The organism is Parendozoicomonas sp. 2304DJ65-17 (assembly GCF_058148445.1).
Genome location: NZ_JBYVJV010000005.1, coordinates 279,561 through 295,483, shown reverse-complemented (window position 1 = coordinate 295,483; position 15,923 = coordinate 279,561). Strand labels below are relative to the sequence as shown.

The window sequence follows — 15,923 nt, the reverse complement described above, 5'->3', positions numbered from 1 at the left end:
TGAGGAGCTTAGTACCAACCCGTCTTGCTAGATATGGGCAGTATTATGCGAGCTGGGCCGAACAAATCCTCTTCATCCTCGCTGCTTTCTTCCTTTTCTTCTTTTCGGTCAGACAATTTTTCGGCCACAGGTTGGTCTGTTGCTTCTGTCTCCATTGGAGAGTTCTCTGTAGAAGTGGTTGCGGTTTCACTTGTTGTAACCGCCTTCTCTTCCTCTGGTGCTGGTTGAGGTGTTGTTGTAGACGATGTCTCTGCTACATGCGCTTCACAGCTTGATGGAACTATCTGAGCAGTTAATGAAGGCATCACGGTTGCCGGTAGGTGGCTTTGTGGTTCTTCAAAAACAAACTCCTGCAAAGCCGCGATGTCAGCCTGTAATGAGTTTGCTTTACTGGATAAATGGGTAATCTTTCTTGCAGCTTTTTCCAATGCCTTACTCTCATCAGAGCTAGTAGATTGTTGAGTACCAGTCTGGATGGCGTGTTGACAGTCTGACTGCAGCTGTGTGAGTTGTCGTTCTACAATCTTGCGAACACGCATGAAAACGACTTTCTGTTCAGCCGTTTCAAGGTCTTTTTCTATTGCCTGTAGGTATTTCACAAGGCAGGTGTATGCCTCTAAAAATGCTTCTACGTTCCTTTTAGCGTATTTTATCAAGTCAACTTGATCCAGCCTTTTATCAGGGTACGCTTCCAGAGTTACTGCCAGTTCGGTTAAGGCCTCAACAGCGGCGTCTGAAGGTAACTGTTGCAGATAGTTATATAGCCCTTCTGGGTTATGAGCTGTGAGGCACCCCCCAGCCTTATAGAGCACCTCTAACGATTGGAAAGTTTCTAAAAGCTGGTGGATTTTTTGCTTAAGAGGTTGTGGAGTACCGTCATCCGAGTCGTCACAGACATTGGCAATTGTAATGTTCAGCATGAACATAAGCTTGGCCATATTGTTCGCAAAGTCTGGCTGTTCAAGACTGCTGGTATCCCCCTGTTTCAGGCTTTCTATATAATTCTCCAGTAGTGACAACAGCTGGAGAATGTCATCTTGAGTTATTTGTTTTCTCTCTTTATCCAGTTTTTGTAAGCCTTCAAATAAAAGCTTCCATGGCTTCCCTTGTGGGCGCTGGTTCTGGCGCATAAGTTCAAGCATTAAGCGCCCTGGTGTTTTGCTTTTATCAGTAATGACTTCAAACAAAGCTTTCATCTTTTCACTATCACAACTCCAGCTGGCGGTACTGAAAGCTGCGGCTGCCAGCTGCTGTTTTTCCATTAAAGCCCAGAGCGTTTCAGGTTCTGACTGGAAAACACTGGGGTTTGTTTCCACGATGTTTTTCATCGTCGCCATAAAAGATTCCAGGGAAACGGCCGCTCTCAACTGCTTTTGCAATTCTTCAATAAAAGCTCTCACTTCGGCTTGCCGAGCTTTGGAGTGTTTACCTTTAGGTTTATGTGTCCCGGCTTTAAGAGCTTCAAGATCAATAGGGGCCAAGCCGGCAATATCTTCTTCAGAGAGGCTATCTATGGATTGAAGCAACTGGGAAATTTTCTCGCGTACAAGAGCTGTCATTTGTTCAATAAGGGCTGTTGGTACAACTGTTGACCCTTCTTCGTCAGTTCGGTGTGCTGCCAGCATGCCATAGAACACTCTGAAAAATTTCGACATGTTGGTCAGACGAGTGTTAGGGCTGGCCAGGGCAGCCATAACCTCGGTCAGAGCTTGCTTAGCCTGTGCCGGATTCTGCTGGATAATACGAGCGATAAGGTTCTCGATCAGACGTACCCATTCTTCATCGATACTTATTAATGTGTTCTGAAAACCACTGGCCATACAGTGTGCGATCACATCGTCGTGGCTGACGCATTCCGGAACGTTCAGCTCATGGGTCCTGGAATCGTTAAGAGCAGTCATAAACTTTGTCAGTGCCTGATGAGCCTGCCCAGGGTTTTGTTGGATCATAGGAGCGATCAGATTTTTAATCAGTTGAACCCACTGCTTATCAATTTCTACAAGCGTGCTCTGATGTCCATCCTCAGTACAACCAGGGATAACATCATCGTGGTTAACGCATTCAGGAACGTTTAACGTCTGGGTTTCGGCATTGGCAAGTGCGGTCATAACCTCAGTCAGTGCCTGATGCGCTTGCGAAGGGTTTTGCTGGAGCATGCGGGCGATCAGGTTTTGAATTTGACGAACCTGCTCTTCGTTAAGCTCTTTCAGGGAGCTCTGAAAGCCATTGGTGATGCAGTGCGCGATAACATGATTATGACTGACACAGTGCGGAACATTTATGGGAGGTGGACACGTTGTACCAATACAGGAGTAGGTCAAACCAGCAAGGCTGGCTGGGGTATAGTTACGCAGTCTGAGGCGAAGCTGGTGTATATGGTCTTGTAATTCCCGAGCTGTTGTCTCTGAAGCAGGGGGGAATTGAACACACGTCATCGGAGGGCGTGGGGGTTCACCTGCTATAACTCGTTTTCTTGCTTCCGCCATTTTCCGTTTGCGGGTGCCTTCCGTTTCTGGTTCTACAGAGGTTGCGCGCCTGTTTCTGTCTGACCTGGAACGTTTGTTCTGGGAAACTTCGGTGTCATCTATAAACCTCCGTTTGATACCTCTCCTTTGTATATCTGTTTCTGGCAAATCATGAGTGTCAGGCTTACGCAGAACCAGCCTTAGAACGGGAGGTTTCTCTTGAACAGGGCTGGAAGAACCATTGGAAGATCCTGGTGCCGCTAGTTGAACAAGTGTTGTGGTTGTCGATCCAGAAGGGACGGATAGGTTGGTTTGCATAGCCATAAAAAAGTTACTCAAGGTTCATGAACGTTGTTTTCTAAGACAATAAAACTCATGGCTTCTGCTATGCCGCCTAACGCCTTCGTTGGTGCTGTTAATCAATATGTCAGCGGTGTTACCCGTAACAATCCTGCTATTCATCGGTTGTTGAATCGGTATAATTTCACAATCGAAATTCATTGCAGGAGCTGATCCTTGAACGCAGCAGACCCTCAATCGCGGGTTCTGTCCGGCATGCGCCCTACAGGGCAACTGCATCTGGGCCATTATCACGGTGTACTGAAGAACTGGCTGACTCTACAGCATGAGTACGAGTGCTTTTTCTTCGTGGCAGACTGGCATGCACTCACCACCCATTACGACGACACCACCCTGATTCAGGAACATGCCCTGGATATGGTGATTGACTGGCTGGCGGTGGGCATTAACCCAGGTCAGGCAACATTGTTTGTCCAGTCCCGGGTGCCTGAGCATGCAGAACTGCATCTGTTGTTATCTATGATGACACCCCAGTCATGGCTGGAGCGTGTGCCCACTTATAAGGATCAGCAGGAAAAACTGAAAGAGCGGGATCTGGCTACCTATGGTTTCCTGGGATATCCGCTGCTGCAGAGCGCTGATATTCTCGCCTACCGGGCTGGGCTGGTGCCGGTAGGGGCCGATCAGGAAGCTCATCTGGAAATTACCCGGGAAGTGGCAAGACGCTTCAATCACATCTATGGTCGTGAGCCCGGTTTTGAACAGAACGCCGAGCAGGCCATCAATAAGATGGGGCGCAAGCAGGCCAAACTGTACCGAAGTCTGCGTAAATCTTACCAGGAGGCGGGTGACCTGGAAGCACTGGAAACCGCCCGGGCATTGCTCCGGGAACAGCAAAATATTACGCTGGGTGATCAGGAGCGTTTACAGGGTTACCTGGAAGGTACCGGTAAGGTGATTCTGCCAGAGCCATTGGCATTGCTGGCGCCACAGGCAAAACTGTTAGGGCTGGATGGGCAGAAGATGTCCAAGTCTTACGGCAACGATATTGCCCTGCGGGATGATACCGATACGATTGCTAACAAAATTAAACGCATGCCCACAGATCCGGCACGTATTCGCCGGACTGATCCAGGGGAGCCGGAAAAATGCCCGGTGTGGAGTTTCCATAAGGTTTACTCCGACGAAAAGCAGCAGGCGTGGGTGTGTGATGGTTGCCGTACCGCTTCTATTGGCTGTCTGGAGTGTAAAGCTCCGGTGATTGAAGCCATTGAAGAAGAGATTGCACCAATCCGTTTACGAGCGGAAGAACTGCAGGCTAACCCGGATGAAGTGAGTAATATTCTGGCAGAAGGCTGTGAGCGTGCTGGTGATGAAGCCGGAGAAACCCTGAAAGAAGTCAGGGAAGCCATGGGGCTTGGCTGGCGTTGATTCGAACAAGAAGAACAAGACGGGGCAGAATGGGAAAGGAAAACCAGACTGAGGCTGTCATATCAGAAGCAGGCACAACAGTAGAAGCTCCAGACAGCAAGGTTGTTGGGGAGATTTCTTCTGTAGATGTGGTTGCTGAAAGTGGTGAACAGGAACAATTGCCTCTGGCAATTGTAGCCGGGCAGCCCCTCAGCAAATTACCGGATGATCTTTATATTCCACCAGACGCTCTGGAAGTCTTTCTTGATGCGTTTGAAGGGCCGCTCGATCTGCTGTTGTATCTGATCAAACGCAATAATATGGATATCCTCGATATTCAGGTTGCCCAGATTACTAAACAGTACATGGAATATGTGGAGCTGATGGAAGCTTCCCAGTTTGAGCTGGCGGCGGAATATCTGGTGATGGCTGCGACGTTGGCTGAGATTAAATCTCGCTTGCTGTTACCACGGCAGACCGAAGCCGAGGAAGAAGAGGAAGATCCTCGTGCCGAACTGATCAGACGATTGCAGGAATACGAACGTTTCAAACAGGCGGCAGAAGATATTGATGCCATGCCAAGGATTGGTCGTGAAATCCATAAGGTTAAGATCGACCCACCGGTTATGGAACGGGGCACGGTGCATCCAGATATTGATCTTCGTGAGGTGCTGGTAGCCCTCGGCGAAGTGATGAAGCGGGCAGAAATGTTTGAAGAGCATCATATTCAGGCAGAAGCTCTGTCTACCCGTGAACGGATGACAATGGTTCTGGAGAAACTCCGGGGCGACAGTTTTGTTCCGTTTGTAACGTTATTTACCATTGAAGAAGGCCGGTTAGGTGTTGTGGTTACCTTTCTGGCAGTTATGGAATTGATTAAGGAATCACTGGTTGAGCTGGTCCAGACTGAATCCTATGGTCCCATTCACGTAAAGGCACGCGCAGAATGAGCGAACAGGAAAGCAGCACTATTGAAGAACAGCTTGAAGAGCAGTTGGAAGAACCGCTGGACGATCCGATTGAAGAGCAACCGGATGAAACAGAAGGCGACGATATCGAAGAAGATACCGTCGAAGAGCGTGCCGCGCCCTTTCTAGGTGAAGCACCACTTATTCCAGTGATTGAAGCGGCTTTGATGGCTGCAGGCAAACCCCTGACTCTGGAGCAGCTGGCCGGACTTTTCGACGACAATGTTCGCCCGGATAAACCTAAGCTCAAGCAGACTATGGCTGATCTTGCCGAGCAATGTGAAGGCCGTGGTTTTGAGCTGAAAGAAGTGGCCAGTGGCTGGCGTTTTCAGGTGCGGCAGGAGCTGGCTCCGTGGGTTGGTCGCCTGTGGGATGAAAAACCCCAGCGTTATACTCGTGCACTGCTGGAAACCTTGGCATTGATTGCTTACCGGCAGCCTATAACTCGTGGTGAGATCGAAGATATTCGTGGTGTGAGTGTCAGTACCAATATCATTCGTACGCTGCAGGAGCGAGAATGGGTGCGTATTGTCGGCCATCGAGATGTTCCCGGTCGTCCTGCCATGTATGCTACCACACGACAGTTTCTGGATTATTTTAATCTGCAGAATCTTGATGAACTGCCGCCGCTCTCTGAATTGAGAGATCTGGACGCAATGGCAGAGAAGCTTGGGGAAGGTGCCCAGCCTGAACTGTTAACAGAAGAAGGGGAACCGGTTGCTGAAAGCGCGGATGCTGAAGTTACTACAGAAGGTTTTTCAGAAGATCAGAGTAGTGCGGCACTGGTATCGGTAGAAGCGGCCCAGGCCTTCCAGGAGGAAGGGGAAGAGAATATTGAGAAGTTGTTCTCTGAACTTGATGAAATGGAAAGTGATCTGACGCTGACTTACAAAGATTACGATCCTCTTGAAGATCAGGCTCCTGAGCTGCCAAAGGAAGATGGTCTGACTCAAGAAGAACCGACGCTTGAGGAGCAACACTCTCAGGAACAGCAACCTCAGGAGTCGCAGGTAGAAGAAACGTCGGAACTGGCCGACGAGGTTGAAGATGAAAAGGAAGTGGCTGTTTCTATAGAGACAACCTACGAATATTCTCCTCGTTTTGACGACAGTGCCGACGAAGATGACCCTGCGGATGATATCTCCAGCATTATGGATGAAATCACCTCAGAGAGAGATGATGAATATCCGGACGATGAGTAGCTTTACTTAAGTTGTTTATCGAAATTGTTTAACCGGATAGTGTAAGATCCCGCTGGGCTGGTTCCATTTGAACCGGCCCAGATGCTGTTTGTATGGCAATAGTTGTTCCAAACTGTTCAGTACCGGCAGCTTTCACCGTTTGGGAAAACCGTGATCCCCTTAGAGATTAAGTAGTATGACAAATATTGAAACGCCTGCTGTTGTTGAAACAGCTGAAGCAACCGCAGAAACCGCGAAGTCTGAAACTCCTTCCGGTGAGCGTCTGCAAAAAGCTCTTGCCCGTCAGGGTTTGGGTTCCCGCCGCCAGATTGAATCCTGGATTACTGAAGGTCGCATCCATGTAAATGGAGAAAAGGCGACTCTTGGCGTACGTGTTCAGGCAGGTGACCAGGTAGCGCTGGATGGTCGTGCTGTTCATATGAAAGAGCAGGGTAACCGTCGTGTAATTGCTTACAACAAGCCAGAAGGGGAAGTGTGCACCCGGACTGATCCGGAAGGCCGCCCAACAGTGTTTGACCGTCTGCCAAAGATTGCCGGTGAACGCTGGATTGCTATTGGTCGTCTGGATATCAACACCTCTGGCCTGTTGCTGTTCACTACCGATGGTGAACTGGCTAACCGCCTGATGCACCCGTCTTACCAGATTGAGCGTGAATACGCGGTACGTGTATTTGGTGAAGTGACTGAACAGAAAGTTAAGAATCTGTTTGATGGTGTAGAACTGGAAGATGGACCAGCTCGCTTTACTGATATCGTAGACAGCGCCAACGAAGGCATTAACCGCTGGTTCCACGTATGTATTCTGGAAGGTCGTAACCGTGAGGTTCGTCGCTTGTGGGAATCTCAGGATCTGAGCGTTAGCCGCCTGAAACGTGTACGTTACGGCAGCACCATTATTCCTGATCACCTGCGTCAGGGGCGCTGGGTTGAACTGGAACAGGCCGATGTTGATGCTCTGGCTGATCTGGTTGAGCTTCCTCACGTTGCCGCTGGCCCTAAGACCCGTGAAGACCGTCAGCGTACTGAACGTCAGCAGCGCAAGCGTCAGAACGTTAAGTCTGGTGGCCGCAAAGGTGTACGCCCTGTTGGTGCCCGCCGCGCACGTTGATTCTTGATCGTTTTAAAAAAGGCCGGATTTCTGAAAAGAAGTCCGGCCTTTTTTACGCGTACAAAATTTTTCAGTTTGTTTTCTGTTCACCGAATGGTTAGCTGTGCTGACTATTTATATTATGGATTGAATTTTTAACACCATGCCTTCTCTATGTTTTTATCATTTTAAACAAGGGGTAGGTGTAATATGTGGTTGGTAAATAAAGGTTGTGATTTGATTCAGTATGCCCGTGGCAAGACTACTGAACAGCATGCAGGCAATAAGGATTCTGTGTCTGTAAATAGCAGAGGCCATGAAATTGCAATTGTAGACAGTGAGAGTGACGACGATTCAGAAATGTTTGCTCAGGTGAACCCGTCCCTCTTTTCAACGACTACAAGTTTAAAAGAAGTCACACTTCCTGAAAGGAAGACGGAAAGTGCGGAATCTGATTCAACTCTCACCGTTTCTACTTCACCTTCATCCTCTCGGGCTGCTCATAAAGTAGAGCTTGCGCTTGCACTACACACCCCTTTAAGACCCAGTAATGAACAATGCTTGGCTGCATTAAGAAAGCTATACGATAAACCAAGGAAAAATCCATTGTTGTTTGTTTTCGGGCCACAGCTTACTGATTATGCTAAAGCTTGTACTGAACTCCTTTTATCTAAGGACTTTAAGGAAAGCCATAAGGAGATAAAAGGTTATCAAGAGAATATTGCGAAGGAAATGGCCAGACGCGAACTAAGTAAAGCGAACAGGGCTGGCTCTAAAGATGAGATGGTCGAGAAAATTCTGGCGAAATACGCAGAGAAAACAGGCTCTGGAGATGGTTCACTCTTGAGCAAATTTCAAGATGATGACATCCGTGGTTTAAAGTCTCGTAAGAGAAAGGCAACAGATGAGCTATTGGATGCAGAAGGTCTTGAAGGAAAAACACCAACCAAGAAAAGCCTGGAATCAACCGAAGACTGATATTGGGTGTGTACATAACAGCGAATGCTTGCTGTTATGTACACTTTCTTAAGTGATGCCTGCAACAGTTACGCTATAAGTGAGCGGGCACGCATTTCAAATATCAATTTCTCAGCTGCACAGCTAAATGTAAAAGAAACCTGAGAGGTTTTGTCTTCACCTTCCTGAATAGAAATTTCGCAGGCATCGTCGTTTTCAACGCTTCGGGCCAGCTCCGTCAAACGAACCATAACCTCATCCTTGTTATCTCCCGACAAGGTGATTTGAGAGACGCAATCTGATTCTTGAATAACGGTTCCGATATCCATCACATTGCAGGCCGTGCAGGTTACATCTTCGCTTTGGTCAGAAATGCTCATACTTTCCACTCCGGAGTCATTGAATGAGCGAATTATAGGGCACTGTCTTGTACCCCGGACTAGGGGTTTTCCGGTTCAAAGGTACTGCGTTCTAAATGATCGAGATTCTGCCCCTCTATGCGAATAAGACGGCCGGGCTGTGCGCGCAAGGGAGAGTGGATAGCTCCAGTCGGGTAATAGTGCACATCGCCCGGATTGAGAGAATAGGCTCTTACTTTGCGTACCTTGCCGAGAGTTTCTTTATCTGGTGGCGTTACCAGTTCCCAATCAGTCATTTCGGTTTTGCCGGCAGCCTGGCCGTAAATCGCCCAGGTTGAACCGTGGTTATGGGGAGGAACTTCTCTTCGGGCGCTGTTGATATGAGCGCAGATACAAAAGCCAAACAGGTCATCTTCGTAGATGATTTTTCTACCTTCCCAATCTGCCGGGCCGAAGCAGGCTTTGAGGAACTGAGGGTTTAACAGTTGTTGCCCCAGATACTTCACAATTCTTTTGCAGGCCGTGTTCTGATCGTATTTTTCGAAAGAAACACGGCAAGTAGCAGCAAAATCCAGTAAACGTGCTGAGTCGGGTTGAACCATAACCAATTCACCTCGGAATACTCAGAAGTAACATAGCAATGAATGATGAGAAACAATGCTTCCAGTGCTACAAAATCAGGTGAAATCCGTTCAGATTGTTATGCTGAATGCTGTTTGTACGCATATTCCCTAGTGGTCTTTACATATCAAAGATGTTTTTTTAATCAACATAAGATACTTTCTCTGCATTGCTGCTTAAAGGGGGCTTTTGTTATGGCGCAGGATATAACCGGTCAGTCTGAGGATGAGCACGCGGTACTCCGTCAGAATGTACACCTGATGGGCAAACTGCTGGGTAATTCGATTAAAGGGCAGTTGGGCGATGATTTTCTCGAAAAAATAGAGCAGATTCGCCATCTCTCCAAAAGTGCCAGAGCCGGAGATCAGGGCGCCCAGCAGGAACTTCTCGATTTTCTGCATGGCCTCTCTGATCACGAACTGCTCCCGGTTACTCGAGCTTTTACCCAGTTCCTTAATCTGGCCAATATTGCCGAGCAATATCACACCGTCTCCCGCCATAGAGAAAAGTTTGGCAGTACCCTTGATAGCCTCGATGAACTCTTTACCCGGCTGTTAAAGCAGGGTGTTGATGCTGAAACCATCCATAAGCATGTAGAAGATATGGAGGTTGAGCTGGTACTCACCGCCCACCCTACAGAAGTAACCCGCCGTACGGTTATCCAGAAATTCAATGGAATTACTCGGTGTCTGGCCCGACTCGACAGAGATGATTTGCTACCAAGAGAGCAGGCCGAAACCGAGAGCCGGTTACAACAGCTGGTCAGCCAGATCTGGCATACCCGGGAAATCCGTGATCGCCGGCCAACTCCGGAAGATGAATCCCGCTGGGGTTTTGCCACTGTTGAACATTCTTTATGGAAAGCTGTTCCTCGCTTCCTTCGTCAGCTAGATCAGCGTTTACTGGATAAAACCGGCAAAGGTCTTCCCATCACTGCCATGCCCGTGCGTTTCTCCTCCTGGATGGGTGGGGATCGGGATGGCAACCCTAATGTCACCGCTAAAGTAACAGAGCGTGTATTGCTCAATGGCCGTTGGATGGCAGCTGATCTGTTTATCCGCGAGTTGAAAGATCTGGCTCCCGAACTTTCCATGCCAGAATGCAGTAAAGAACTCGACGCTCTGACGGAAGGTGCCAGTGAGCCCTATCGTTACGTTTTACGTGACCTGCGTAACCGTCTCAAGAAAACCAGAGCCTGGTGTGACAGCCGGTTGAAAGGGGAGCAAGGAGATGAGTCCGATGTTCTGCATCGGGATGAAGAGCTGATTATTCCTTTACAGATTTGCTACGACTCCCTGTGTTCCTGCGGTATGGAGTTGATTGCTAACGGCGCTCTCCGTGATCTTCTCTGGCGTGCTCGCTGTTTTGGTCTGGGGCTGGTGCGACTGGATATTCGTCAGGAAGCCGATCGTCATACTCAGGTGCTTTCAGAGCTGACCCAGTATCTTGATCTTCCTGATTATGGTCGGGCCTCTGAAAAGGAGCGTCAGGCATTTCTGCTGAAAGAACTGGATAACCCCCGGCCACTGATTTCTCCCCGCTGGCAACCTTCTGCAGACTCTCAGGAAGTTCTGGATACCTGCCGGGTGATAGCCGCTCAGGAGCCGGAGCGCCTGGGGCCGTATGTGATTTCTATGGCCAGTACTCCTTCCGATGTTTTGGCGGTGATTCTACTTCTGAGGGAAAGTGGCTGCTCCTTTGATATGCCGGTAGCACCACTGTTTGAAACTCTGGCTGACCTTGATCAGGCCAGTGACAGTATTGAGCGGTTGCTGAGTGTTCCCTGGTATCGTGATTATGCCGCTGACCGGCAGATGGTAATGGTCGGCTATTCTGATTCGGCTAAAGATGCCGGGCAGATGTCTGCAGCCTGGGCGCAGTATCGGGCAATGGAAGGGTTAACAGAGCTGTGCAAGCAGAAAGGCGTGAGTCTGACTTTGTTTCATGGTCGTGGCGGTACAGTTGGTCGTGGCGGTGGCCCTGCTCATCAGGCGATTCTTTCCCAGCCTCCCGGCTCTGTGAATGGTCATTTGCGGGTGACAGAACAGGGTGAAATGATTCGCTTCAAGTTTGGTTTCCCTCGTGTAGCAGTGGAGAGTCTTTCTCTCTACATGAGCGCAACTCTTGAAGCATCTTTGTTGCCACCTCCGGCTCCCAAAAAGGAGTGGCGTAAGGTGATGGATCAGCTGTCCGCAGACTCTCTCAAGGTTTACCGGGGCATGGTGCGTGAAGAGCCGGAGTTTGTGCCTTATTTTCGTTCTGCGACACCTGAATTGGAATTGGGCTTGCTGCCCTTGGGAAGCCGCCCAACTAAACGTAAACCCAATGGTGGTGTGGAAAGCCTGCGGGCGATTCCCTGGATATTTGCCTGGAGCCAGAATCGGCTAATGCTTCCCGCCTGGCTGGGCAGTGGCGTGGCGCTCAACAAAGCTGTTGAGCGTGGCCAGGAGCCTATGCTGCAGGAGATGGTCGCTAACTGGCCGTTCTTCCGGGCGCGTCTGGCTCTGCTGGAAATGGTGTATCTGAAAACCGATGCCGATATTGCCAGTTATTACGATGAACGACTGGTGCCAAATGAATTGAAACATTTGGGTGAAAAACTCAGAACGCTGCTGAGTGAAGCGATAGAGGTCACTGTTGAACTGAAAGGCGGAGCTCTTCTGGGAGATCAACCCTGGGTGCGGCAGGCGATTGAATTGCGTAACCCTTATTCTGACCCTCTGCATTATCTGCAGGCAGAATTGCTTCACCGGGCCAGATCAGTTCCTGAAGCCGCAGGGCAAGACCGGGATCAGGCATTGATGATTACTATTACGGGTATTGCTGCAGGTATGCGGAATACCGGTTAGATCAGACCACTGACTTGAGTTGACGGGGCGGGATGTGTATTGTTGCGCGTTTCGGCCCTGTCAGAGCGTTTCTCTGTTCAGACGGCAAGGATCATTATTCCAGGAGCATAATACATGCGTGTCATTCTGCTGGGCGCTCCGGGCGCAGGCAAGGGAACTCAGGCTAAGTTTATTACTGAGCAGTACGGCATTCCCCAGATTTCTACTGGCGACATGCTGCGCGCAGCTATCAAAAATGAAACCCCGCTGGGTTTGAAAGTGAAAGCTGTTATGGATGCTGGCCAGCTGGTATCTGATGACATCATCATCGATCTGGTGAAAGAACGTATCGCTCAGGACGACTGCGCAAAAGGTTTCCTGTTTGATGGTTTCCCTCGCACTATTCCTCAGGCTGAAGCGCTGGTTGAAGCTGGTGTGGATATTGACCATGTTCTGGAAATTGCGGTTGAAGATGAAGAAATCATCAAGCGCATGAGCGGTCGTCGTGCACACCTGTCCAGTGGTCGTACTTATCACGTTATCTACAACCCACCCAAGGTTGAAGGTATCGACGACGAAACTGGCGAACCTCTGGTTCAGCGTGATGATGACAAGGAAGAGACTGTTCGCGAACGTCTTTCTGTATATCACAAGCAGACTAAGCCACTGGTTGGTTTTTACACCGACCTGGCTGAGCAAGAAGGCAAGGTTAAGTATCACGCAGTGGCTGGTGTTGGCTCTGTTGAAGATATTACCAAGGCCGTGCTGGCCGCTCTGAGCGAGTAAGCACAATTTAGCCTTTTGCAAAAACCGCCCAGGGGCTAACCTTGGGCGGTTTTTGCGTTTTATTAGTCGCCCCTGATTTTGTGAATGCCATGGCTCTGATACTTGCCCTTGATACTGCCACCGAAGCCTGCTCTGTTGCCATTAACGATAATGGCGAAGTGCAGGAAATCTATGAAGTGATTCCCCGCCAGCACAGTCAGCGTCTTTTGCCGATGATTGATGAACTGTTGGCCAAATGCGGCAAGTCCCGCAGTCAAATTGATGCCATTGCTTTTGGCCGGGGGCCGGGTGCCTTCACTGGTGTACGCATTGCTACTGGTGTTGCACAGGGGTTGGCATGGGCGCTGGATCGTCCGGTTATTCCGGTATCCACTTTGGCAGCGTTAGCCCAACAGGCTTACCGGGAATATCAGGCCGATAAGATTCTTACCGCCATTGATGCCCGTATGGATGAAGTTTACTGGGGTGTTTTCGGTATTAAAGATGGTTTGGCAGTACCTGAGCTGGATGAAAGTGTCTGTGCTCCTGAGTTGGCTGTTAATAAATTGCCTGAAGGCTGGCAGAGGGAAGCCACAGGTATTGGCTCAGGCTGGATTTACAGCGATAGGTTGGCCATTCCATTGAAGCAGGAAATTGAGGAAGCTTACCCTCATGCTGCGGATATTGCTGTTCTGGCGGCTCCTGCTCTTGCAGCCGGGGAAGCGGTTTCTGCTGAACAGGCTTTACCGGTTTATCTGCGGGATAATGTGGCACTGAAAAAGAGCGAACGTTAATGGATTCACTCCAACTCTTTATTCTGGCGATTATTCAGGGCATTACGGAATTCCTGCCGATCTCCAGTTCTGCGCATCTGGTTTTGCCCTCTCAGGTTTTGGGATGGCCTGACCAAGGGCTGACCTTTGATGTGGCTCTGCACCTTGGCACGCTTACGGCAGTGTTAGTCTATTTTCGTAATGATCTGCGGGCGATTATTCAGGACTGGTGCCTGAATACTGTGGGTAAGGGGCCAAAAACTGTTCATAGCCGTCAGGGCTGGTTTTTAATCTGGGCGACTATTCCGGCTGTTGTTTTTGGTGGGCTGGTTAGTGTGACCGGTGCCGACGAAGCCATGCGCTCCACTACTGTTATTGCTGCTACCACGTTGATTTTCGGTACGCTTCTGGGCATAGCTGACCGCAGAAAAAATCTGGTTCAACCACTGGAAAAGCTGACTTTGAAACAGGCCATGATTATGGGCTTTGCTCAGGCGCTTGCGATTATTCCCGGTACATCCCGTTCTGGTATTACCATGACTGCGGGTTTGATGATGGGCTTAACCCGCGATGCAGCTGCCCGCTTTTCATTCCTGATGTCTATCCCCATTATCGTTGCCGCTGGTGCATTGATGATTTTGAAGCTACTCAGTTCCGGTGAAGCGATTCACTGGGGGGAACTGGCTATGGGTTTTGTGGCATCCGGCGTCAGTGCCTATCTTTGTGTGCACTACTTTCTGGCCTTTATCAATCGCATTGGCATGATGCCTTTCGTGATCTACCGTTTGATTCTCGGCTTTGTGCTTCTTGGCATCGTACTTTTCTAAGATTATGAGCAGATTCTAAGTTGTTCTGGTACTGATTGTGAGTGAAGCAATATTTGATATCTCTGTTCTGGTAACGCCGGAATGTGATACTGAGCAGTTGGCTGCATTAAAAGAGTCAACTGGCCTCAGCGTAATTGAAGCAGAATCCCCCAAAGCGATTCGTCATCAACAGCTGGTGCTCTGGTACAGCCCGAAAGGGTTGGCATTACAGCAAACAGGTAAAGGCGCTCCGGGCCCGGTGATTGTTGATTTTGTGGGAGGGGCTGTCGGTCATCGTCGTAAATATGGTGGTGGCAAAAGCCAATCCATAGTCAAAGCCGTTGGTGTTGCTGATGCCAGCAGACAGTTGCATGTTCTGGATGCTACCGCAGGTTTGGGGCGCGATGCTTATGTTCTGGCAACTATGGGGTGTCAGGTAACTATGATTGAGCGTTCGCCAGTAGTGCGAGCGTTGCTGGCCGATGGTTTAGCCCGTGGCATTGATGGTGCGGAAGTCGGCGAAATAGTTCGCCGTATGTCTCTTGTTCCTGGCCATGCACCGGAACTGATGAGCAATTTCATCGCCCAGCAAAAACAGTTTGATGTCGTTTATCTTGATCCTATGTTCCCTCACCGGGATAAATCCGCTGCAGTTAAGAAAGAGATGGTGCTGTTTCAGAGCCTTCTTGGGCCGGATATGGATGCCGATGATCTTCTTAATCCGGCATTGGAGCTGGCGCAGCACCGAGTGGTGGTTAAACGACCGAAGAAAGCGCCGGACCTGAATGATCAGGAACCCGGATACCGCCTTGAAGGCAAGTCCGGCCGGTTTGATGTTTATCCTTTAAAACGTTTTTAAACGACGTTTTTCTCTTACTTGGCCCCTGAACCTTTCCTGGTTCAGAGGCTACCTCACCTTTCCCTCAAAGTTGGCAAATCCCGCCCCAACTTTTCCCCGTTTTTTGCCCTTTTTATATGTGCCTAAGCGTATATATTCCTATCCGAATATTCGATTTGGCGTATATGAGCGACTTGATGGACCCTCTGCAGTTTTACAAGTGTCTCGCAGATGAAACCCGGCTGCGTTGCCTGTTGCTGATTCAGCAGGAAGGTGAGCTGTGTGTTTGTGAGTTGACAGCTTCTCTGGAAGAACACCAGCCCAAGATTTCCCGCCATCTTGCAGTCTTGCGTAAGCATAAGGTTCTTGTTGAACGCCGGGAAAAACAATGGCTGTTTTATCACCTGCACCCTGAATTGCCTGCATGGGTTCGGAACGTTTTGAAGGCAACAGCAGACAGTAATCGTTGTTTTATAAAAAAGAACAGCAACAATTTGTATTGTATGGAAAACCGGCCAAATACTGTGCGAGTTAACGACTAATT

At 49.3% G+C, this 15,923-nt stretch carries 14 protein-coding genes; 11 read left to right on the top strand and 3 right to left on the bottom strand.

Annotation, left to right across the window (positions count from 1 at the left end; translation table 11 throughout):
- Nucleotides 1-8: 8 nt before the first annotated feature.
- On the bottom strand, nt 9-2,789 hold the full coding sequence (locus ACY2RR_RS14945; RefSeq protein WP_490108959.1) for a hypothetical protein: 2,781 nt from the start codon (nt 2,787-2,789) through the stop codon (nt 9-11).
- A 192-nt stretch (nt 2,790-2,981) separates the two neighbouring features.
- Here ACY2RR_RS14945 and ACY2RR_RS14940 point away from each other — a divergent pair, with 192 nt between their 5' ends.
- From ACY2RR_RS14940 to ACY2RR_RS14920, 5 genes are all read left to right on the top strand, one after another.
- On the top strand, nt 2,982-4,196 hold the full coding sequence (locus ACY2RR_RS14940; protein ID WP_490108958.1) for a tryptophan--tRNA ligase: 1,215 nt from the start codon (nt 2,982-2,984) through the stop codon (nt 4,194-4,196).
- A 29-nt stretch (nt 4,197-4,225) separates the two neighbouring features.
- On the top strand, nt 4,226-5,125 hold the full coding sequence (locus ACY2RR_RS14935) for a segregation and condensation protein A (protein ID WP_490108957.1): 900 nt from the start codon (nt 4,226-4,228) through the stop codon (nt 5,123-5,125).
- On the top strand, nt 5,122-6,345 hold the full coding sequence (gene scpB / locus ACY2RR_RS14930; RefSeq protein ID WP_490108956.1) for an SMC-Scp complex subunit ScpB: 1,224 nt from the start codon (nt 5,122-5,124) through the stop codon (nt 6,343-6,345). Before ACY2RR_RS14935 ends, scpB begins: the two co-directional genes overlap by 4 nt.
- A gap of 175 nt (nt 6,346-6,520) precedes the next feature.
- A complete protein-coding gene (gene rluB, locus ACY2RR_RS14925; protein ID WP_490108955.1) occupies nt 6,521-7,453 on the top strand; it encodes a 23S rRNA pseudouridine(2605) synthase RluB in 933 nt (310 codons plus the stop codon).
- 189 nt (nt 7,454-7,642) lie between these two features.
- Nucleotides 7,643-8,410, top strand: a complete 768-nt coding sequence (locus ACY2RR_RS14920; RefSeq protein WP_490108954.1) for a hypothetical protein — start codon at nt 7,643-7,645, stop codon at nt 8,408-8,410.
- Nucleotides 8,411-8,478: 68 nt separating this feature from the next.
- On the opposite strand, the gene ACY2RR_RS14915 is transcribed toward ACY2RR_RS14920, so the two are convergent.
- Together ACY2RR_RS14915 and ACY2RR_RS14910 are read right to left on the bottom strand one after the other, a co-directional pair.
- Nucleotides 8,479-8,769, bottom strand: coding sequence for a DUF406 family protein (locus ACY2RR_RS14915; protein WP_490108953.1), 291 nt, complete (start codon nt 8,767-8,769; stop codon nt 8,479-8,481).
- A 59-nt stretch (nt 8,770-8,828) separates the two neighbouring features.
- Nucleotides 8,829-9,350: a hypothetical protein gene (locus ACY2RR_RS14910; RefSeq protein WP_490108952.1), complete on the bottom strand. Its 522-nt coding sequence runs from the start codon at nt 9,348-9,350 to the stop codon at nt 8,829-8,831.
- 213 nt (nt 9,351-9,563) lie between these two features.
- Here ACY2RR_RS14910 and ppc point away from each other — a divergent pair, with 213 nt between their 5' ends.
- From ppc to ACY2RR_RS14880, 6 genes are all read left to right on the top strand, one after another.
- On the top strand, nt 9,564-12,218 hold the full coding sequence (gene ppc / locus ACY2RR_RS14905) for a phosphoenolpyruvate carboxylase (protein WP_490108951.1): 2,655 nt from the start codon (nt 9,564-9,566) through the stop codon (nt 12,216-12,218).
- A 114-nt stretch (nt 12,219-12,332) separates the two neighbouring features.
- On the top strand, nt 12,333-12,983 hold the full coding sequence (adk, locus tag ACY2RR_RS14900; protein ID WP_490108950.1) for an adenylate kinase: 651 nt from the start codon (nt 12,333-12,335) through the stop codon (nt 12,981-12,983).
- 41 nt (nt 12,984-13,024) lie between these two features.
- The gene (gene tsaB / locus ACY2RR_RS14895; protein WP_490108949.1) at nt 13,025-13,756 is read left to right on the top strand and encodes a tRNA (adenosine(37)-N6)-threonylcarbamoyltransferase complex dimerization subunit type 1 TsaB; all 732 of its coding nucleotides are present in this window, start codon (nt 13,025-13,027) and stop codon (nt 13,754-13,756) included.
- Complete coding sequence (locus ACY2RR_RS14890; protein WP_490108948.1) at nt 13,756-14,562, top strand: undecaprenyl-diphosphate phosphatase; 807 nt, start codon at nt 13,756-13,758, stop codon at nt 14,560-14,562. The genes tsaB and ACY2RR_RS14890 overlap by 1 nt, the downstream gene beginning before the upstream one ends.
- Nucleotides 14,563-14,599: 37 nt before the next feature.
- Nucleotides 14,600-15,400, top strand: coding sequence for a class I SAM-dependent methyltransferase (locus ACY2RR_RS14885; RefSeq protein ID WP_490108947.1), 801 nt, complete (start codon nt 14,600-14,602; stop codon nt 15,398-15,400).
- 164 nt (nt 15,401-15,564) lie between these two features.
- Nucleotides 15,565-15,921, top strand: coding sequence for a metalloregulator ArsR/SmtB family transcription factor (locus ACY2RR_RS14880; RefSeq protein WP_490108946.1), 357 nt, complete (start codon nt 15,565-15,567; stop codon nt 15,919-15,921).
- Nucleotides 15,922-15,923: the final 2 nt, after the last annotated feature.

Bases quoted from the DNA above. Each gene is read 5' to 3' on its own strand.
- ACY2RR_RS14945 (WP_490108959.1), bottom strand. From the start codon at position 2,789: ATGGCTATGCAAACCAACCTATCCGTCCCTTCTGGATCGACAACCACA.
- ACY2RR_RS14935 (WP_490108957.1), top strand. From the start codon at position 4,226: ATGGGAAAGGAAAACCAGACTGAGGCTGTCATATCAGAAGCAGGCACA.
- scpB (WP_490108956.1), top strand. From the start codon at position 5,122: ATGAGCGAACAGGAAAGCAGCACTATTGAAGAACAGCTTGAAGAGCAG.
- rluB (WP_490108955.1), top strand. From the start codon at position 6,521: ATGACAAATATTGAAACGCCTGCTGTTGTTGAAACAGCTGAAGCAACC.
- ACY2RR_RS14920 (WP_490108954.1), top strand. From the start codon at position 7,643: ATGTGGTTGGTAAATAAAGGTTGTGATTTGATTCAGTATGCCCGTGGC.
- ACY2RR_RS14915 (WP_490108953.1), bottom strand. From the start codon at position 8,769: ATGAGCATTTCTGACCAAAGCGAAGATGTAACCTGCACGGCCTGCAAT.
- ACY2RR_RS14910 (WP_490108952.1), bottom strand. From the start codon at position 9,350: ATGGTTCAACCCGACTCAGCACGTTTACTGGATTTTGCTGCTACTTGC.
- ppc (WP_490108951.1), top strand. From the start codon at position 9,564: ATGGCGCAGGATATAACCGGTCAGTCTGAGGATGAGCACGCGGTACTC.
- adk (WP_490108950.1), top strand. From the start codon at position 12,333: ATGCGTGTCATTCTGCTGGGCGCTCCGGGCGCAGGCAAGGGAACTCAG.
- ACY2RR_RS14890 (WP_490108948.1), top strand. From the start codon at position 13,756: ATGGATTCACTCCAACTCTTTATTCTGGCGATTATTCAGGGCATTACG.
- ACY2RR_RS14880 (WP_490108946.1), top strand. From the start codon at position 15,565: ATGAGCGACTTGATGGACCCTCTGCAGTTTTACAAGTGTCTCGCAGAT.